Annotated in this window: 22 protein-coding genes; 19 read left to right on the top strand and 3 right to left on the bottom strand. The window is 60.6% G+C overall.

Features of this window, described 5'->3' with window-relative positions; translation table 11 throughout:
* Nucleotides 1-640, bottom strand: a 640-nt coding sequence (locus F6S12_RS11570; protein WP_315868913.1) for a LysR family transcriptional regulator, incomplete at its 3' end; no start/stop codon positions are given.
* 104 nt (nt 641-744) lie between these two features.
* Here F6S12_RS11570 and F6S12_RS11565 point away from each other — a divergent pair.
* From F6S12_RS11565 to rpoS, 8 genes are all read left to right on the top strand, one after another.
* Nucleotides 745-1,857 (top strand): S-(hydroxymethyl)glutathione dehydrogenase/class III alcohol dehydrogenase, encoded by a 1,113-nt coding sequence (locus tag F6S12_RS11565; protein ID WP_011059547.1) that lies wholly within the window; start codon nt 745-747, stop codon nt 1,855-1,857.
* A gap of 85 nt (nt 1,858-1,942) precedes the next feature.
* Nucleotides 1,943-2,788: an S-formylglutathione hydrolase gene (gene fghA, locus F6S12_RS11560; RefSeq protein ID WP_041116226.1), complete on the top strand. Its 846-nt coding sequence runs from the start codon at nt 1,943-1,945 to the stop codon at nt 2,786-2,788.
* Nucleotides 2,789-2,840: 52 nt separating this feature from the next.
* Complete coding sequence (ispF, locus tag F6S12_RS11555) at nt 2,841-3,314, top strand: 2-C-methyl-D-erythritol 2,4-cyclodiphosphate synthase (protein ID WP_011059549.1); 474 nt, start codon at nt 2,841-2,843, stop codon at nt 3,312-3,314.
* Nucleotides 3,311-4,369, top strand: coding sequence for a tRNA pseudouridine(13) synthase TruD (gene truD / locus F6S12_RS11550; protein WP_152685985.1), 1,059 nt, complete (start codon nt 3,311-3,313; stop codon nt 4,367-4,369). The genes ispF and truD overlap by 4 nt, the downstream gene beginning before the upstream one ends.
* A complete protein-coding gene (surE, locus tag F6S12_RS11545; protein ID WP_011059551.1) occupies nt 4,357-5,106 on the top strand; it encodes a 5'/3'-nucleotidase SurE in 750 nt (249 codons plus the stop codon). The genes truD and surE overlap by 13 nt, the downstream gene beginning before the upstream one ends.
* A gap of 41 nt (nt 5,107-5,147) precedes the next feature.
* Entirely contained in the window at nt 5,148-5,783 is a 636-nt protein-coding gene (locus tag F6S12_RS11540; protein ID WP_169892832.1) for a protein-L-isoaspartate(D-aspartate) O-methyltransferase, read from the top strand.
* A gap of 212 nt (nt 5,784-5,995) precedes the next feature.
* Nucleotides 5,996-6,856, top strand: coding sequence for a peptidoglycan DD-metalloendopeptidase family protein (locus tag F6S12_RS11535; protein WP_161466253.1), 861 nt, complete (start codon nt 5,996-5,998; stop codon nt 6,854-6,856).
* Between the two features lie 106 nt (nt 6,857-6,962).
* On the top strand, nt 6,963-7,970 hold the full coding sequence (gene rpoS, locus F6S12_RS11530; protein WP_011059554.1) for an RNA polymerase sigma factor RpoS: 1,008 nt from the start codon (nt 6,963-6,965) through the stop codon (nt 7,968-7,970).
* 511 nt (nt 7,971-8,481) lie between these two features.
* On the opposite strand, the gene fdxA is transcribed toward rpoS, so the two are convergent.
* Nucleotides 8,482-8,805, bottom strand: coding sequence for a ferredoxin FdxA (gene fdxA, locus F6S12_RS11525; protein WP_011059555.1), 324 nt, complete (start codon nt 8,803-8,805; stop codon nt 8,482-8,484).
* A 143-nt stretch (nt 8,806-8,948) separates the two neighbouring features.
* Nucleotides 8,949-11,528: a DNA mismatch repair protein MutS gene (gene mutS / locus F6S12_RS11520; protein WP_152685987.1), complete on the bottom strand. Its 2,580-nt coding sequence runs from the start codon at nt 11,526-11,528 to the stop codon at nt 8,949-8,951.
* Nucleotides 11,529-11,714: 186 nt separating this feature from the next.
* Here mutS and F6S12_RS11515 point away from each other — a divergent pair, with 186 nt between their 5' ends.
* The 11 genes from F6S12_RS11515 (at nt 11,715) to F6S12_RS11465 (ending at nt 19,080) form a co-directional block, all read left to right on the top strand.
* A complete protein-coding gene (locus F6S12_RS11515; RefSeq protein WP_019093195.1) occupies nt 11,715-12,461 on the top strand; it encodes a helix-turn-helix transcriptional regulator in 747 nt (248 codons plus the stop codon).
* A 517-nt stretch (nt 12,462-12,978) separates the two neighbouring features.
* Complete coding sequence (locus F6S12_RS11510) at nt 12,979-13,329, top strand: phage holin family protein (RefSeq protein ID WP_011059558.1); 351 nt, start codon at nt 12,979-12,981, stop codon at nt 13,327-13,329.
* A gap of 88 nt (nt 13,330-13,417) precedes the next feature.
* Nucleotides 13,418-13,939 carry a hypothetical protein gene (locus F6S12_RS11505; protein ID WP_161466254.1) on the top strand — a complete coding sequence of 174 codons (522 nt, stop codon included), beginning with the start codon at nt 13,418-13,420 and terminating at the stop codon, nt 13,937-13,939.
* The gene (locus F6S12_RS11500; protein WP_041751979.1) at nt 13,936-14,526 is read left to right on the top strand and encodes a phage baseplate assembly protein V; all 591 of its coding nucleotides are present in this window, start codon (nt 13,936-13,938) and stop codon (nt 14,524-14,526) included. Before F6S12_RS11505 ends, F6S12_RS11500 begins: the two co-directional genes overlap by 4 nt.
* 92 nt (nt 14,527-14,618) lie before the next feature.
* Entirely contained in the window at nt 14,619-14,822 is a 204-nt protein-coding gene (locus F6S12_RS11495) for a hypothetical protein (protein WP_125062637.1), read from the top strand.
* Between the two features lie 4 nt (nt 14,823-14,826).
* Nucleotides 14,827-15,153, top strand: a complete 327-nt coding sequence (locus F6S12_RS11490) for a GPW/gp25 family protein (RefSeq protein WP_015634349.1) — start codon at nt 14,827-14,829, stop codon at nt 15,151-15,153.
* On the top strand, nt 15,150-16,031 hold the full coding sequence (locus F6S12_RS11485) for a baseplate J/gp47 family protein (RefSeq protein WP_019093191.1): 882 nt from the start codon (nt 15,150-15,152) through the stop codon (nt 16,029-16,031). The genes F6S12_RS11490 and F6S12_RS11485 overlap by 4 nt, the downstream gene beginning before the upstream one ends.
* A gap of 1 nt (nt 16,032) precedes the next feature.
* A complete protein-coding gene (locus F6S12_RS11480; RefSeq protein ID WP_093404415.1) occupies nt 16,033-16,638 on the top strand; it encodes a phage tail protein I in 606 nt (201 codons plus the stop codon).
* Nucleotides 16,635-17,861: a phage tail protein gene (locus F6S12_RS11475; RefSeq protein ID WP_161466255.1), complete on the top strand. Its 1,227-nt coding sequence runs from the start codon at nt 16,635-16,637 to the stop codon at nt 17,859-17,861. Before F6S12_RS11480 ends, F6S12_RS11475 begins: the two co-directional genes overlap by 4 nt.
* Complete coding sequence (locus F6S12_RS11470) at nt 17,861-18,631, top strand: hypothetical protein (protein ID WP_161466256.1); 771 nt, start codon at nt 17,861-17,863, stop codon at nt 18,629-18,631. The genes F6S12_RS11475 and F6S12_RS11470 overlap by 1 nt, the downstream gene beginning before the upstream one ends.
* Nucleotides 18,628-19,080 (top strand): phage tail assembly chaperone, encoded by a 453-nt coding sequence (locus F6S12_RS11465; RefSeq protein ID WP_141323252.1) that lies wholly within the window; start codon nt 18,628-18,630, stop codon nt 19,078-19,080. Before F6S12_RS11470 ends, F6S12_RS11465 begins: the two co-directional genes overlap by 4 nt.
* Nucleotides 19,081-19,178: the final 98 nt, after the last annotated feature.

Below are 19,178 nucleotides of genomic sequence, written 5' to 3'. Positions count from 1 at the left end.
CCTGCACCCGTTGCGAAAATTCGCGCCCATCCAGTTCCAATTGCCAGATATCCGAGCTGCCGATCAGGCAGTTGTGCCGGCTCAACTCCGACAGGCTGTGCGGGCGTCCATAACGTTCCAGGTAGGAGGGCGAGGCGCATAGGTACATGCGGCGTGGGGCCAGGCGAGTGGCGACCAGGCGCGAGTCCTGCAGGCGCCCAAGGCGAATCGCCAGGTCCAGCCCTTCATGCACCAGGTCCAGGGGGCGGTTGCTGAGCTCTATATCCACTCGCAACTGCGGATAAAGGCTCATGAACCGGGTAACCAGCGGCACGATAAAGCGCTCGCCGTAGGCCACTGCACAGGTCATGCGCAGCATGCCCTTGGGCTCGCTGGTCAGGTCGCCTACGGCCCGCAGGGCCTCCTCGCGACCATCCTGCAAGCGTTGGCAATGCTGGAGAAAGGTCTGCCCGGCCTCGGTCAGGGTCACCCGGCGGGTACTGCGATACAGCAGGCGAGTCTGCAAGCGCTCCTCAAGCCGTGCCACCTGACGGCTGATATGGGACGAAGAGACCCCCAGGCGCTCGGCGGCAGCGGTGAACTGGCTGCATTCGGCGACCGCGACAAATTCGTCGATACCTTCCCAACGGTTGTCATTCATTGATTGTCCCCATACAGCAATAATGTTTTGCTTTTGCCTGGATTATTCATCGCATTGCGCTGTTTTACACTCTGTGCCTCGTTTTTATTCGCTGGAGAGTCAGGATGATCAAGTCACGTGCTGCCGTAGCCTTCGAGGCCAAGAAGCCGCTGGAAATCGTCGAAGTGGATGTCGCCATGCCCAAGGCGGGCGAGGTGCTGCTGCGGGTCGTCGCCTCCGGCGTCTGCCACACCGACGCCTACACGCTGTCTGGTGCCGACCCTGAAGGCATCTTCCCGGCGATCCTCGGCCACGAAGGCGGTGCGGTGGTGGAGGCGGTGGGCGAGGGCGTGACCTCGGTGGCTGTGGGTGACCATGTGATCCCGCTGTACACCCCGGAATGTGGCAAGTGCAAATTCTGCCTGTCGGGCAAGACCAACCTCTGTCAGGCCATTCGCGCCACCCAGGGCAAGGGCCTGATGCCTGATGGCACCACGCGTTTTTCCTACAAGGGTCAGCCGATTTTCCACTACATGGGTACCTCGACCTTTTCCGAGTACACCGTGCTCCCGGAAATCTCCGTGGCCAAGATTCCCAAGGAAGCGCCGCTGGAAAAGGTCTGCCTGCTGGGGTGCGGCGTGACCACCGGGATCGGAGCGGTGATCAACACCGCCAAGGTCAAGGCCGGTGACACCGTGGCCATCTTCGGCCTGGGCGGCATTGGGCTGTCGGCGGTCATCGGTGCGGTCAAGGCCAAGGCCGGGCGTATCATCGCCATCGATATCAACCCGGCCAAGTTCGAGATCGCCAAGCAACTGGGCGCCACCGACTGCGTCAATCCGAAGGATTTCGACCGTCCGATTCAGGAGGTCATTGTCGACATGACTGATGGCGGCGTGGATTTCTCCTTCGAGTGCATCGGCAATGTGCAATTGATGCGTGCGGCCCTGGAGTGCTGCCACAAGGGCTGGGGCGAATCGGTAATCATCGGCGTGGCCGGTGCCGGCCAGGAAATCTCCACCCGTCCCTTCCAACTGGTGACCGGCCGGGTATGGCGCGGCTCAGCCTTTGGTGGCGTGCGCGGGCGCAGCGAGCTGCCAAGCTACGTGGAAATGTCCCAGACCGGCGAGATCCCCCTGGATACCTTCATCACCCACACCATGGGCCTGGAAGATATCAACAAGGCGTTCGACCTGATGCACGAAGGCAAGAGCATTCGCTCCGTCATTCACTTCTAAGAGCAGCGGCAAGCGGCAAGCCACAGGCGCCAAGCGGGAGTTCCGCTGCGGCCCATGGCTTGCGGCGTGCCGCTGGAGGTCTGCCATGAGTCTGGAAAACCTTTCCTGCCAGAAAAGCTTCGGCGGCTGGCATAAACGCTACAAGCATCATTCCCGGGTGCTGGGCTGTGACATGGTGTTCGCCGTGTATTTGCCGCCCCAGGCCGAGCAGGGCGGTAAGCTGCCGGTGCTTTACTGGTTGTCCGGCCTGACCTGTACCGACGAGAACTTCATGCACAAGGCCGGGGCTCAACGCATGGCTGCCGAGCTGGGCCTGATCATCGTCGCTCCGGATACCAGCCCGCGTGGCCCTGGCGTGCCCGGTGACCCGGACGGTGCCTGGGATTTCGGTCTGGGTGCCGGGTTCTACCTGAACGCGACGCAGGAGCCCTGGGCCCAGCATTACCGGATGCACGATTATGTGGTGAACGAGCTGCCGGAGCTGGTGGAGGCGCATTTTCCCGCTTCGCATAAGCGTGGGATCAGCGGGCACTCCATGGGCGGTCACGGGGCATTGGTGTGCGCGCTGCGTAATCCGGGGCGCTATCAGTCGGTTTCGGCCTTCGCTCCCATCAGCAACCCGATGGATTGCCCCTGGGGGCAGAAGGCGTTTTCCCGTTACCTGGGGGAGGAACGCTCACGCTGGCGCGAGTGGGATGCCAGCGTGCTGATCGCCGAAGCCACCGAGAAGCTGCCGTTGCTGGTGGATCAGGGGGATCGTGACGACTTCCTTGCCGGTCAGCTCAAGCCTGAAGTGCTGCAGCAAGCGGCAAAGAATGCCGGGCATGAGCTGACGTTGCGGATGCAGCCGGGGTACGACCACAGCTACTTCTTTATCGCCAGTTTCATAGACGACCACTTGCAGCACCATGCACGTGCTCTTAACGCCTAATACCTGCCAAAGCAGGTAGAATCACGCCCTGACTTTTTCGGGGCGTTTTTTTATGCGTATTGGCCACGGCTACGATGTGCACCGTTTCGCTGAGGGCGACTTCATCACGTTGGGGGGGGTGCGTATTGCCCACCATTTCGGGCTGCTCGCCCACTCCGATGGTGATGTGCTGTTACACGCACTCAGTGATGCCCTTCTGGGCGCTGCCGCGCTGGGTGATATCGGCAAGCACTTTCCGGACACCGATCCGCAGTTCAAGGGCGCCGACAGCCGTGTCCTGCTGCGTCATGTTGTTGCGCTGATTCATGCCAAGGGCTGGAAGATCGGCAACGTTGACAACACCATCGTCGCCCAGGCACCGAAAATGGCACCTCACATTGAAACCATGCGGGCCTTGATTGCCGAGGACCTGCAGGTCGAGTTGGACCAGGTGAACGTGAAGGCAACCACCACCGAAAAACTCGGCTTTGTCGGCCGCGAGGAAGGCATCGCCGTGCATTCCGTGGCCTTGTTGCAACGCCCATGAATGAACTGCAATTGTTGGGCCCGCGGGCCTATGGCGATGCCCTGGGCAGCGCCGTACTCAAGGCCACTGCCGAAGACTTCCAGGTTGATGAAGTACTCGATATCCCGCTGAGCGGGGAAGGCGAGCATCTGTGGCTGTGGGTGGAAAAACGCGGCTTGAACACCGAGGAAGCGGCGCGGCGGATCGCCAAGGCGGCGGGGGTGTCGTTGCGCACTGTCAGCTATGCCGGGCTCAAGGATCGCCAGGCGCTGACCCGCCAGTGGTTCAGTGTGCAACTGCCGGGCAAGGCCGATCCGGATCTTGGCGCAGCGGAAAATCACACTCTGAAGATCCTCGAGGCCACCCGCCACAAGCGCAAATTGCAGCGTGGGGCCCATGCCGCCAATGGCTTTACCTTGCGCCTGACAGAGCTCAAGGCGGATCAGGCAGCCATCGACGAGCGCCTGAAGAGGATTGCCGCTCAAGGTATTCCCAACTATTTCGGCGCCCAGCGCTTCGGCCACGACGGTGGCAACCTGGCGGACGCCCGTAGCTGGGTTGCCCGTCAAGCGCTGCCGGAGCAGCGCAATGTGCGTTCGCGCCTGTTGTCCACCGCCCGCAGCTACCTGTTCAACCAGGCGCTGGCAGCGCGAGTGGCGGACGGCACTTGGCAGCAGGCGCAAGTGGGCGACTTGCTGGCATTTACCGACAGCCGCAGCTTTTTCATGGCCGGCCCGGATGAATGCACGGATCCGCGCCTGGCAATTCTTGACTTGCATCCCACAGGCCCGTTGTGGGGCGAAGGCGAGTCTCCGGCGGGTGGTGCGGTTCATGAACTTGAACAGCAGATGGCCGACCGCGAGGCGGCACTGTGCGAATGGCTGATAAAAGCCGGCATGAGCCACGAACGACGCATCCTGCGGCTGCCCATTGGCGGTTTGACGTGGCATTATCCCGAGCCTGATATTCTGCAACTGGAATTCGTCCTCCCGGCCGGATGTTTCGCCACCGCCTTGGTGCGTGAACTCGTCGATCTGGTGCCGGTGGGGCAGACGGACAGCTCATGCGCATTCTGATTTCTAACGATGATGGGGTAACTGCACCCGGTATCGCGGCGTTGCACGCTGCGCTGGCGGATTACGCCGAGTGCGTGGTTATCGCTCCGGATCAAGACAAAAGCGGCGCCAGCAGCTCGCTGACGCTCGACCGTCCGTTGCATCCGCACACCCTTGGCAACGGCTTTATCAGCATCAATGGCACCCCCACCGACTGTGTTCACCTGGGGCTCAACGGCCTGCTGGAGCATGACCCGGACATGGTGGTGTCGGGCATCAACCTGGGGGCCAACCTCGGTGATGACGTGCTGTACTCCGGGACGGTCGCCGCTGCATTGGAAGGGCGCTTCCTGCAACGCCCTGCGATCGCCTTTTCGCTGGTCTCGCGCCAGGTGGAGAACCTTGCTACCGCAGCCTATTTCGCGCGCAAGCTGGTGCAAGCCCAGGGCTTGCTGGATTTACCACCACGGACGGTGTTGAACGTGAATATTCCCAACCTGCCGCTTGATCATATTCGGGGCATCCAGCTGACCCGCCTGGGCCATCGCGCCCGTGCTGCGGCACCGATGAAGGTGGTCGACCCTCGCGGCAAGGCGGGTTACTGGATCGCTGCCGCCGGCGACGCCGAGGATGGCGGGCCCGGCACCGACTTTCATGCAGTGATGCAGGGCTATGTGTCTGTCACGCCGCTGCAGCTGGATCGCACCTTCAATGACGCGTTCAGGAGTTTGGATGGCTGGTTGGAGGGGCTGCGCTGATGGCTCGCGAGCAAGACGATCTGCTGCGGCGGGGAATCGGCATGACTTCCCAGCGTACCCGCGAACGCCTGATCCAGCGCCTGTATGACGAGGGGCTGTCCAACCCTCAGGTACTGGAAGTGATTCGGCGCACACCGCGGCATCTGTTTGTCGATGAGGCCCTGGCCCATCGTGCCTATGAAGACACGGCGCTGCCGATCGGCCACAACCAGACCATCTCCCAGCCTTATATGGTGGCCCGCATGAGTGAGCTGCTGCTGGCGGCCGGGCCGCTGGACAAGGTACTGGAGATCGGTACCGGCTCGGGCTACCAGACGGCGGTGTTGTCGCAGCTGGTGGAACGGGTGTTTTCGGTGGAGCGGATCAAGGTCCTGCAAGACCGGGCCAAGGAGCGCCTGCAGGAATTGAACCTGCGCAACGTCGTGTTTCGCTGGGGCGACGGCTGGGAAGGCTGGCCGGCGCTGGCGCCCTATAACGGCATCATCGTCACTGCCGTCGCCACCGATATCCCCCAGGCCCTGCTCGATCAACTCGCGCCTGGCGGGCGCCTGGTGATTCCGGTGGGGGCAGGGGAGGTGCAGCAGTTGATGCTGATCATCCGTGAAGAACAGGGCTTTGCCCGGCACGTCCTGGGGGCGGTGCGTTTTGTGCCGTTGCTCAATGGTCCCCTGGCCTGAAGGCATTTATCAGGCTGGGGTGAATTCTGTCTGGCGGGCTGTGTCTTAGTACCGTATCGATCGTCAATGAGTGATACGACGGCCAGAGGCAGGTTCTTGCGGCTGTCCTTGTGCTGGGCCAGCGGTAAAGCGCCTCTGTCCAGTTATACTTGCGTCACTTCACGCCTGAGTCAGGCAATCTATATCGTCAACCACCACAAAGGGAGCGGCGGGTGAGTCTCACAGTCATTGCGCAGCGTATAGGTACAACAAGCTTTCAGCGACTGATGATTGGCCTTGCCTTGAGTTCCTTGTTGGTCGGTTGCTCCAGCACCAAATCCAGCAGCGTGGGGGTGGTCGAGCGCAGTAACACTGTTGCGCCGCAGCGTCCTACGGTGACCACCGGGCAGTACGCGGTGCGTCGCGGAGACACCTTGTTTTCCATTGCCTTCCGCTATGGCTGGGACTACAAGGCGCTGGCCGCTCGCAACAACATCGCCGAGCCTTATACCATCCATCCTGGGCAGGTCATTCGCTTTGACGGCCGCACTGGCACTACGCCGGCAACGGTTGTTACCAGCACCCAGTCCAGTGCCTCTTCCTCCAGCAAGACCACGGTCATTCGTCGCCCGGCAGGCACCACGACAACGCCTGCAACTGCCACCACCACCAACCCAGCGAGCAAGCCGGCGCCTGCTCCGGCTACCCCCGCGGGCCCCGCTCCTACGGGTTGGGGATGGCCTTCGAACGGTATTCTCATTGGAAAATTCTCTTCAAACGGTAGTTTGAATAAAGGCATTGATATCGCCGGAGATTTGGGACAGCCTGTTTTAGCTGCGTCTGATGGGACGGTGGTTTACGCCGGGAGTGGCTTAAGGGGCTACGGCGAATTAGTCATCATCAAACACAACGAAACCTACGTCAGTGCTTACGGCCACAACCGCAAGCTATTGGTTCGGGAGGGACAGCAGGTCAAAGTCGGACAGACAATTGCCGAGATGGGATCAACTGGTACAGACCGGGTGAAACTGCACTTTGAGATTCGCCGACAAGGTAAACCTGTAGATCCGCTGCAATTCCTGCCACGTCGTTGATCCGTTACCAGCCTGTTCCGCTCACGTAGAGGGAACAGGCTCCAGCGTTGCCAGGGATAAAGGCGCCGCTTGAGCCTGAGGTCGAACTCACCAAAGGACTATAACAATGGCTCTCAGTAAAGAAGTGCCGGAGTTTGACATCGACGATGAGGTTCTCCTTATGGAGAGCAGCATCGATATGGATTCGATGTCGAATAATGAGGGGGCAACTCCACCTTCCGTTCGCACCAAATCCAAAAGCTCCGCTTCATTAAAGCAACACAAATACATTGATTACACGCGTGCACTCGATGCCACGCAGCTGTACCTCAATGAAATTGGTTTTTCTCCATTGCTCTCCCCCGAAGAGGAAGTGCACTTTGCGCGGTTGTCGCAAAGTGGTGATCCGGCCGGGCGCAAGCGCATGATTGAAAGCAACTTGCGGCTGGTGGTGAAAATCGCCCGGCGCTATGTCAATCGTGGCCTGTCGCTGCTGGACCTGATCGAAGAGGGCAACCTCGGGCTGATCCGAGCGGTGGAGAAGTTCGATCCGGAACGCGGCTTCCGCTTCTCGACCTATGCCACCTGGTGGATTCGTCAGACCATCGAGCGGGCCATCATGAATCAGACCCGGACCATCCGGTTGCCGATCCATGTGGTCAAAGAACTCAACGTCTACTTGCGCGCCGCCCGTGAGTTGACGCAAAAACTCGATCATGAACCCTCCCCCGAAGAAATCGCCAACCTGCTGGAGAAACCGGTGGCCGAAGTCAAACGCATGCTCGGCCTGAACGAGCGGGTTTCTTCGGTTGATGTCTCCCTGGGCCCGGATTCGGACAAGACCCTGCTGGATACCCTGACCGACGACCGTCCGACAGATCCTTGTGAGCTGTTGCAGGACGACGATCTGTCACAAAGTATCGATCAGTGGCTTTCCGAATTGACCGAGAAGCAGCGCGAAGTGGTGGTGCGACGCTTCGGTCTGCGTGGACACGAGAGCAGCACCCTTGAAGATGTGGGCCTGGAGATCGGTCTGACCCGTGAACGGGTTCGGCAGATCCAGGTTGAAGGGCTCAAGCGCCTTCGGGAAATTCTCGAGAAGAATGGATTGTCCAGTGAGTCGCTGTTTCAGTAGCCACTGGATCGATTCACAAGAGCCCCGATCGACTCGGGGCTTTTTATTGCACGCAGCTTGTGGTTTTGAATGGGCTATTGCCAGAGAAGTTGGCTTAACTCTCAACCGTCATGTAAGCCAAAGATTACTTTTTCGTACGCATTCGGTTCTCGGCTACTTCTGCGTTGTCTAGTTTTGCGTAGGCTGTTTTTTATATTATTGATTTATATAATATTTTTTATGAAAGGCTATGAGTTTCGACAAAGTTTCACACGAATAGTGCGATTGCTCTTGCCGGGGAACTCTCTAATATCAGCCCTGTGTCGACGGATAGACACAGCCATCAAGGACGATGGTCAGGACATCGCAGGAAGCGATTCATCAGGACGATGAAAAGGAACACAGGGACTAGGGAAAAATGTGGGCGGGTCATACCGCCCCTTTTTTTCGTCTGTCGAAAAGTCCCGCCGGCATTTCCTTGCCCCAGAAACGCAAAAAGGCCCGCAAGGGGCCTTTGGGAACGCAGCTGCAATCAGCGTTCGAGATCCTTGATCTTGCCTTTGACGCCATCCCACTCTTCGGCATCCGGCAACGGATCTTTCTTTTCAGTGATATTCGGCCAGATCTCTGCCAGCTCGACGTTCAACTGAATGAATTCTTGCATCTCTTCCGGGACTTCATCCTCGGAGAAAATCGCTACAGCGGGGCATTCAGGCTCACACAGTGCGCAATCAATGCACTCATCCGGGTGAATCACCAGGAAGTTCGGGCCTTCGTAAAAGCAGTCCACCGGACAGACTTCTACGCAGTCGGTGTACTTGCACTTGATGCAGTTGTCGGTGACGACGAAGGTCATTTCTAATTCTCTCCTCAGGCGGCGGCAGCGGAGCCCCTACATGACGGGGTCGCCAGGTTTGGGAGCGATAGTCTGCGCAACCAGGCTAATAGTCCGCAGCATCCCAAACCGCGCGAGATTCTAACAGCTTGAAGGCGTTCGCGTTAGATGCGTGTCTTCAATGTATAGAGCATTTCCAGCGCTCGGCGTGGCGTCATGTCATCCAGATCCAGCTTGGCCAGGTCGTCGAGCACTGGGTGCGGCAGGCTGGCGAACATGTCGCTTTGTTGCGGAACCGAGGGTTTGCCCGGCGCTTGAGGCGCCACTTCATGGGGCAAGCTGGTGGTTTCCAGGCGGCTCAAGTGCTCCCGGGCGCGGGTGATGACTGCGCTGGGAACCCCGGCCAGCTGGGCTACCGCCAGCCCATAGCTCTGGCTGGCTGGGCCTGGAAGGACATGGTGCAGGAATACAATGCGCTCATTGTGCTCGGTGGCATTGAGGTGCACGTTGGCCACCAGCGGCTCGCTTTCCGGCAGTACCGTCAGTTCGAAATAGTGGGTGGCGAACAGGGTATAGGCGCGCAGGTGGGCGAGACGTTCTGCCGCAGCCCAGGCCAGGGAAAGTCCGTCAAAGGTGCTGGTACCGCGTCCCACTTCGTCCATCAGCACCAGGCTGCGTTCCGTTGCGTTGTGCAGGATGTTCGCGGTTTCGCTCATTTCCACCATGAAGGTCGAACGGCCGCCGGCCAGGTCGTCGCTGGAGCCGATACGGGTGAAGATCCGGTCCACCAGGGACAGCTCGCAGCTCGCCGCCGGGACGAAGCTGCCGATATGGGCCAGCAGCACGATCAGGGCCGTCTGGCGCATATAGGTGGATTTACCGCCCATGTTCGGGCCGGTGATCACCAGCATCCGCGTGTTGTCGTCCAGGCTCAGGTCGTTGGCCACGAACGGAGTGGTCAATACTTGCTCCACCACCGGGTGACGACCCTGGGTGATGCGCATGCAAGGCTCGCTGACAAAACGTGGGCAGTTGAGGTCCAGGTTCAAGGCGCGCTCGGCCAGGTTGCTCAACACGTCCAGCTCAGCCAGGGCACCAGCGGTATCCTGCAACGGCGGCAAATGGCTGATCAGGGTTTCCAGCAGCGCGTCGTAGAGCATCTTCTCCCGGGCCAGGGCACGGCTCTTGGCCGATAGCGCCTTGTCTTCGAACGCCTTGAGTTCCGGAGTGATGAAGCGCTCGGCGCCTTTCAATGTCTGGCGGCGAATGTAGTCCGCCGGGGCCTGTTCGGCCTGCTTGCTTGGCAGCTCGATGAAATAGCCATGGATACGGTTGTAGCCGACCTTGAGGTTGGCCAGGCCGGTACGGGCTTTCTCGCGGGCTTCCAGGTCAATCAGGAACTGTCCGGCGTTCTCGCTCAGCGACTGCAGCTCGTCGAGCTCGGCGTCGTAGCCGGTCTTGAGTACACCGCCGTCACGGATCACCGCCGGCGGGTTGTCGATGATGGCCTTGGCCAGCAGAGCGGCCAGCTCCGGGTAGGTGCTGGTGGTGGCAGCCAGCTGATTGAGGTGAGTGGCCTCCAGTTCGGTCATGGCTTCTTGCAGCTCCGGCAGTGCAGCCAGGGCATCACGTAGACGGGCCAAGTCCCGCGGACGGGCATTGCGCAGGCCGATCCTCGCCAGAATCCGCTCGATATCGCCGATTTCCTTCAACTGCGGTTGCAACCGTTCGAAACGGTAGCCGTCCAGCAGGCAAGTAATGGAGGACTGGCGCGCTTCCAGGACCTTGAGGTCGCGCAGCGGGCGGTTCAGCCAGCGGGTCAGCAAACGGCTGCCCATGGCGGTCTGGCAGCGATCGACCACCGATTGCAGGGTGTTGTCGCGCCCGCCCGCCAGGTTGGTGTCCAGTTCCAGGTTGCGACGGCTGGCACCGTCCAGCACCACGGTGTCATCCAGGCGCTCATGACGCAGGCTGCGCAGGTGGGGTAGGGCGGTACGCTGGGTTTCCTTGGCATAGCTGAGCAGGCAACCGGCGGCGCCGATGGCCAGGGTCAGGGTTTCGCAGCCAAAGCCCTTGAGGTCCTGGGTAGAGAACTGCTGGCAGAGGCTCTTGTGCGCCGAGTCCCGCTCGAAATCCCAGGGGGCACGGCGTCGCACACCGCGGCGTTTTTCTGCCGGCAAGCCTTGTGGCCAGTCGTCGGGGATCAGCAGCTCCACTGGGTTGATCCGCTCCAGCTCGGCCAGCAGATTCTCCCAGCCCCTGATCTCCAGGACGCTGAAGTTGCCGCTGGTGATGTCCAGCACCGCCAGGCCGAACAGACGCTCGTCGCCCAGCACGGCGGCGATCAGGTTGTCGCGGCGCTCATCCAGCAGAGCCTCGTCACTCACGGTGCCTGGCGTGATGATACGCACCACCTGGCGTTCCACCGGGCCCTTGCTGGTCGCCGGGTCCCCCACCTGTTCGCAGATCACCACCGACTCGCCGAGCTTTACCAGCTTGGCCAGGTAGCCCTCGGCGGCGTGGTAAGGAATACCGCACATGGGAATCGCCTGGCCGGCCGACTGCCCGCGCGCCGTCAGGGTGATGTCCAGCAGCTTGGCGGCCTTCTTCGCGTCTTCATAGAAGATCTCGTAGAAGTCGCCCATGCGGTAGAACATCAACTGATCAGGGTGCTGGTTCTTGAGGCGCCAGTACTGCTGCATCATCGGCGTGTGGGAGGACAGATCGGAGGTATTTTTACTCATCGGTATTCAGGCGGATTCGTTGAATGGGTGAAGCAAAGGAGCGCTGGGCTCGGCTTTTTGCAGATGGCGGCAAGGTTACCATGGGTGCCCCGGCCTCGCAGGCACCAAGGCGCTCCTGTGGTTGTCCGGTAAATGCAGCACAAATATGCAAAACAGCATTTGTCATTGACTAAAAGTTCGAGCAATATGCGTTCTATGCAAATACGCAACGTTTCTACCGTCTTAAGAGAGCTGCTGGATCGTGACGGAATCTCCCCCACGGAGCTTCACCGTCGCACCGGTGTGCCTCAATCCACCCTCTCGCGGATTCTCAGCGGGAAGATCGTCGATCCTTCGGATAAGCACATCTCGCGGATCGCCGAATACTTCCAGGTGAGCACCGACCAGTTGCGTGGGCGCGTGGATATCGCGCCTGCCCGGGCTGCTGCGCCCCGTGACGAGATTCATTCGGAACTCAAGGACATAAGCCTGTGGGACGACGATACCCCTGTCGATGACGACGAGGTGTCGGTTCCCTTTCTGCGCGAGGTTGAATTGGCTGCTGGATCAGGAAGATTCGTCATCGAGGAAAGCGAACGCGCCAGCCTGCGCTTCGGCAAGCGCAGCCTGCGGCACAACGGCGTGCAGTTCGACCAGGCCAAGTGCGTCACGGTGCGTGGCAACAGCATGTTGCCGGTGCTGCGGGACGGCGCCACGGTGGGCGTCAATGCCGGCAAATGCGCAATTGGCGACATCGTTGATGGCGACCTCTACGCGATCAACCACAACGGCCAATTGCGGGTGAAGCAGCTGTATCGCCTACCTACAGGGATCCGCCTGCGCAGCTTCAACCGCGATGAACATCCGGATGAGGACTACAGCTTCCAGGAGATCCAGGAAGAGCAGATCAGCATCCTCGGTCACGTTTTCTGGTGGGGCATGTACGCCCGCTAAGCCAGCCCTCTTGAACAAAGCCCGCCCTTGAGCGGGCTTTTTTTTGCCCGCGAAAAATCCCCAGCCCTTTGTTTATGCGCCTTCCATGCATTTCAGCAAATCTTGCGCATAAATAAATGCATTTGCGCATTGACTGCATATGCATGAATGCATAATATGAGCCTCAAGCCGCGCAACAGCGGCTGCAAAGACGCTCTTTAGTGGCAAAGCAAAGGCAGCGATGAACCGGCCTCGACGGTTCAGAGGGTTGGCAACTGGCCCGGGTGTGCAGCGTAAAGCACCAGAAGCAGTTATCCGGCGGACAGGGTCGCGGTCGGAGGAACAATTTGAATAGGTCCGTACCGCACCAGTAGTGCCGAAAGACCAAGGTTTGCATTACTGAAAAGCCCGGGCGACCGGGCTTTTTGGAATGCCTGCCTAACGTGGGCCACCAACAGGCAGGGACCCTTTGAAACATCGTTATCAGCCTTCTATCAACCGGCCATTTCGCTGGCCTCAATCCGCACGGGAGACGTGAATGACAAACGAGCAACAAGCGTTGCTGGACATGCCGATCTGGCTGGTCATCGTCCTGGCCCTGGTCGGTGGCGTTTCCGGCGAAATGTGGCGCGCCGACAAGGAGGGCGCCCGTGGCTGGTCGCTGCTGCGGCGCCTGGCGCTGCGCTCCGGGGCCTGCGTGGTCTGTGGGGTCTCGGCGATCATGCTGCTGTATGCCGCCGGCGTGTCGATCTGGACCGCCTGCGCCTTCGGTTGCCTGACCGCCATGGCCGGCGCCGACGTCGCCATCGGCCTTTATGAGCGCTGGGCGGCCAAGCGCATCGGGGTATGCGAACCGCCTTCCCGGGATTCCCATTCGGACCAGCCTTGACTCACCGGGCGGCTACCGCCCTCAACACGGTCGTGCGCCCCGGGCTTTCGCCGCCGGGGCCGCTTCGGCCTGATTCTGGAAGCAGACAATGAGCGTACTGACGCAGCTACCCGAGGCCATCACGTCCACGATCAAGACGGCCATGCCGCATCTGCACAAGGTCGAGGCATTTCCCGAGACCGTTGATGGCTCCGCCGAGACAGCGATCTACTTTGCAATCACCGGCATGGACCCGGGAGCTGATCCGGGCGACGGCCGTAGTTGCCTGCGGGCGACCTTCCAGGCCCGGGTGCGGGTTGACCCGAGCCTTGCGCAAGCCTCCTTGCAGGCGGTTGTTCTGGCAGCGCAGCTCATGGACCTGCTGCGTTGCCAGTACTGGAATCTTGATTCTGTCGATAGTGCGAAGGCGGTGTGGGCCAAACCAGCCGGCACGGCCGTGGATTCGGCGCCGAAAACCGAGTGGACCGTGCAATGGCAGCAGTCCATCTACCTGGGCCAGGAACAATGGCCCTGGCCCGATCAACCCCCGGGAACACTGGTATTGGGTTTCAGCCCCGACACCGGCCCCGGTCACGAGGGGCACTATCAGGCGCCGGAGCAGATGTCGTGAATTACGTCACCGCAACTCACGACCGAATGCTTTCTGGCCTGATCCTGCCTTGCGCTGTGGTCGGCGTGGACCTTGCCGCGGGCAGACTGCGGGTATCCGATGGCGCGGGCTGGACCAGCGCCTGGGTTCGCTGGCACAGCCAGGCCGCCGGCAAGGCCCGGCACTGGCGGGCGCCGAGCCTGGGGGAACAGGGCGTACTGATCAGCCCCAGTGGCGAGCCGGCGCAGGGCACCTTCGTTCCCGGCCTGTATGGCGATGCCGGTGCCCAGCCGGATAACCGCGAGCACGTCGAGGTCTGGCGCTTCGATGATGGCGGCTCGCTGGTCTACGACTGGCAGGCCAAGAGCTACAGCATCTCCCTGCCCAGCGGCACGGTGACGATTCAGGTCGGCACCAGTTCGGTCTTGGTGACGGACAGCAGCATTACCGGCAACGCCGACAGCATCACCCTGACGGGGGCAATCACCTTGAATGGCGAGGTGCAAATCAACGGTGCGAGCTTGAAGCACAACGGGGTGAATGTCGGCTCGACCCACATCCACCCAGCCGTGATGCCCGGCCCTGGAGCAACCGCTCCACCGCAGTGACGCCTTGGCGATCAACGCCGGCCACCCAACCTACAACCCCGATAAACCCGATCAATCTGCCGAATGCGGATTTTTTGTACCCGGAGAAAAGCATGGCAATCCCGAAAAAAAAGCCCGGCCGCACGGCCACCAGTGGCGCTGCGGTCTTTCGCGACACCCTCTACACCTCGCGCATTCTGATCCTGGCGGATGGCCGCGCGCTGTCGGTGGCCCAGGGCGAGGTATCGGTACCGGTCAGCGACACCATCGCCCGAGACTACCTGGAGCAGCATCCGGACTTTCAGTTGCAGGAGTAACACGATGATCGGAATGGATCGCCGTACCGGCTTGCCGCTGTCCGGCATCGAGCATTTGCGGCAGTCCATCGAGGACATCCTGACCACGCCTTTGGGCAGCCGGCGGATGCTTCCTGAATACGGCAGCAACCTGCGCCGTTATGTCGACTTGCCGGTGACCGGTGGCTGGAAAAGCGCGGTTCAGGCAGAAGTCGCCCGGGCGCTGTTGCGCTGGGAGCCCCGCTTGAAGCTGGAGCGGGTAAAGGTTGTAGCGGTGGTGGAGGGCCAGGTCAGTTTCCAACTGACGGGCCGCTACCTGGGTAATGACGCGGTTTTGGAGGTGACGGCATGAGCATGCTGGATTTATCGGCACTGCCGGCGCCGCAGGTGCTGGAAACCCTGGATTTTGAAGCGCTGTATCAGGGCAAGCTGGCGACCTTTCGCCGCTATATGGGCGACAACTGGACGGCCAATCTGGAAAGCGATCCGGTCACCAAGCAACTGGAGCTGTCGGCCTACGGCGACATGCTGTTGCGGGCCCGGGTCAACGATGCGGCCAAGGCGCTGCTGCTGGCCCATGCCCAAGGCACGGACCTGGATCAGTTGGCCGCCAACGTCAACCTGCAGCGCCTGGTGATCCAGGCCGGTGACCCGCAAGCGGTACCGCCTGTGGCGCAGGTCAAGGAAGCCGACGACGCACTGCGTGAGCGTGTCCAACTGGCCTATGAAGGCCTGACCACCGCCGGGCCGCGCAACAGCTACATCCTGCATGCCCGCAATGCCTCGGCCCGGGTGGCGGACGCCGAGGCCGAAAGCCCGTCACCGGCCTGCGTCACGGTTACGGTGCTGAGCCTGGAAGGTGACGGCGCAGCGGCGCCGGAACTGCTGGCGACGGTCGCCGCGGCCCTCAATGACGAGGACGTGCGACCGCTAGGCGATCGGGTCACGGTGAACAGCGCCCAGATACTGCCGTATCGCATCGACGCGGTGCTGCACATGAAAGGGCCGGGCCCGGAAAGCGATGCCGCCCTGGCAGAGGCCGAGCGCAAGCTGGCCGCCTGGGTCAACCCACGCCGGCGCCTGGGCATCGAAGTGGCGCGTTCAGCCGTCGATGCCCAGCTGCATGTGGCCGGCGTGGCCCGGGTTGAACTGCGGGGTTGGCAGGACATAGTCCCGAGCAAGGCCCAGGCCGCGTATTGCACCGGCTACAGCGTTACCTTGGGGAGCTGATATGACCAGCCTGCTGCCAAGCAACAGCACACTCTTGGAACGCGCCCTGGAGGCGACCAACAGCAGCGACACCGCCACCATGTTGCGCACCCTGTACAACCCCTCGACCTGCCCGGTGCACCTGCTGCCCCAGCTGGCCTGGGCCTGGTCGGTGGATCGCTGGGACTCGCGCTGGAGCGAGACGGTCAAGCGCAATGCCATTCGCGCCTCGTTCTTCATCCATGCCCGCAAGGGCACCATCGGCGCTTTGCGCCGTGTGGTGGAACCGCTGGGCTACCTGATTGAAGTGGTCGAGTGGTGGCAGATGGCTCCCGAAGGCGAGCCAGCCACCTTTGCCCTGAAAGTCGGGGTGCTGGATACCGGCATCACCGAACAGATGTACCAGGAACTGACCCGGCTGATCGATGACGCCAGGCCGGTGAGCCGGCACATGACGGGCCTTGCCATCAGCCTGGAAACCTCCGGTGTCATCGGTTACGGCGCTTATGTGGACCAGGGTGAAGTACTCGACGTTTACCCCCCGACCCCTCGCGATATTGAAGTGATCGGCCGTTACGGCCAGGTCATGTGCATTGATGAAACAGACACCCTGGATGTGTACTCATGATCGATTCCAACAGTCAGTTCTTCGCCATCCTCACTGCGGTGGGCGAGGCGAAACAGGCCAACGCCACTGCCCTGGGCACGCCCTGGACCTTCAAGGAAATGGCTATCGGCGATGCCAACGGCACCGACCCCATCCCGAACAGAACCCAGACCAAGCTGATCAACGAATGGCGACGTGCCCCGGTCAATCAGGTGCGTACTGATCCGGCCAACCCCAACATCATCATCACCGAACAGGTGATTCCGCCTGATGTCGGCGGGCGCTGGATCCGTGAAATCGGCCTGCTCGACGCAGACGGCGACCTGGTGGCGGTGGCCAACTGCGCACCAAGCTTCAAGCCCCTGCTGGCCCAGGGTACCGGCAAGACCCAGGTCATCCGCATGAACTTCATCGTCGCCAACACTGCGCAGATCGTGTTGAAGATCGACCCGGCGGTGGTGCTGGCGACTCGTCAATATGTGGATGACTCCCTGGTGGCAGCCCTTCCGGCGGATAAGGTTGCCGGCGCTTATCGGCAAGTCACTATCGATAAGCGAGGCATAGTTGTCAGTGGCACCAACCCCACAACGCTATCCGGTTATGGCATTGCTGATGCATTTACCAAGTCAGAGACCAGTTCAGCCATACAGCTTTCAAAGGAGAGCATCGTAGCGGCGGCGCCTGTTGCACTCGACACGCTAAAAAAGCTGGCTGGCGCAGTGGGCGATGACCCTGGCTTTTCAACGACAGTGACGAATGCGCTTGCCGGCAAAGCAGTAAAAGCCACCACTCTCGGTGGATATGGGATTACAGACGGGGTAACAAAAACTGACCTGGCGAGCGCAGTCAGCAATTTGCTTCCCACAGCGGGTGGACGGTTGACGGGATCGGTATTGCTGTCGAGTGACAATAACGACTCGCCGGAGTTTGGCTGGGTGACGCCCACCTGTGACGCTCGCATGGATGTTCTAAATAACAACGTGAGGGTTTTTGCAAGTTATGGCGGTGAAACGTCAACACCGCTTCTTTTGAGTCTTGCCGACAGGACCGCCACCGTCTTTGGCAACTTGCTATGGAATACTGGCAACTTTGACCCGACGCGAAAAGCAGACAAAGCGACCACGCTTGCAGGATATGGCATCACTGATGCTTTACCGGCGAATCGGCTGATCTACTCTCCAAATGCCCCTAAACCCACTGAGGGGGCGGTCGGTACGCTTTGGCTGCAATACGAGGAGCCATGATGAACTTCCACGTAAAACTGGATGGCGGTTACCGGCCTGGTGTCATGCCTTATGTAAAGCTTGCAGACGGCTGGCGAGAGGGTGCGGAACTGTTCATCAAAACCGAAAGTGGGTGGCGCACGGTCTGGCGGCGAACGTTTGTGTTTATCAACACGGTGGAGCGAGCAGGTGCGAGCATTTTTGAGCTCATGGGCCGTCCCGCCAAAGCCCGCAATTATCTCTTTATCAATCGCGCAATGATCTACGGCGGTGGCGCTGGATACTCACTGAGAACGGGTGTATTTCCCCCAGGCTCCACACTGAAAATCATCAATGAACACTACATCCGTGGTGCGGGCGGCGCGGGGGCTTATCCTCCTCGCCCTTTGCCAGGTGCTACAGCCTTTGTTCTGGATTACCCAGCAACGTTGGACAACCGTAACGGGTACATTTTCGGTGGCGGCGGGGGCGGTGGGGATGCCTATTGGCCCAACGTACTGCACACCGGCGGTGGCGGCGGCGCGGGGCGTCCTGGTGGCGTGGGTGGTGGGATGTATCAAGTCTCGACTTACGGCTATGGCTATCCAGCGGCCGGCACTTTGGATGCTGGCGGCGCTGGCGGCTGGTACACCGCCGGGTGGAATGGTGGTGCCGGCGGAGCACCGGGCAGCCCTGGTGTCGGCTCGTCCAATCCCGCTGGTGCTGGCGGTTATTCGATTGAGAAAAATGGCAACAACTTGATCTTTGAAGCGGGCAACAGCCCTGATCGAGTAAAGGGGAATATCTTGTGAATGGATTTAAAGTTCTCTCTGTGTCGGCGACCGCTGGCACCATGCTTGTCGACTGGGGCGATGTAACGCTGAACCACTATATCCCCCAGGAGATTCTGACCACCCCCGACATCGATGCCGTGGCCTTGGCCCAAGTCATCGAGAGTATGCGCCCAGCTCCAGCTGTCGCCTTGGAGTTGCCTCAAGCACTCCAGGCAATGGTTGAACCTTCCAGCCTTGGAGACGATGAGCGACTCTGGCGTGCCGCGCAGTTGACGACGGTGACCTGGCTGCGCGATCGCCATTACGATCAGCTTGAAATGAAGGTATCCACCAATCTTTCGGAGCAGCAGTTCAACGAGCTTCTGATGTACATGCAATCCCTACGCGACTGGCCCCAATCCCCGCACTTCCCACAAACCGAACACCGCCCGGCAGCTCCATCCTGGATCGCCGAACAAACCCGATAAACGCCCCGCACCGCCGGGGCGTTTTCTTTCCCGCTTCCCACTAATCAATCATCCCTACGAGCCCCCTTCACCCGGGGCTTTTTCATGTCTGGAGTTTA

The organism is Pseudomonas sp. JV245A (genome assembly GCF_032424515.1).
Classification (GTDB): Bacteria; Pseudomonadota; Gammaproteobacteria; order Pseudomonadales; family Pseudomonadaceae; genus Aquipseudomonas; species Aquipseudomonas protegens.
Note: the sequence above shows the minus strand (reverse complement) of the source record. Positions and strands in the feature narration are given on the sequence as shown.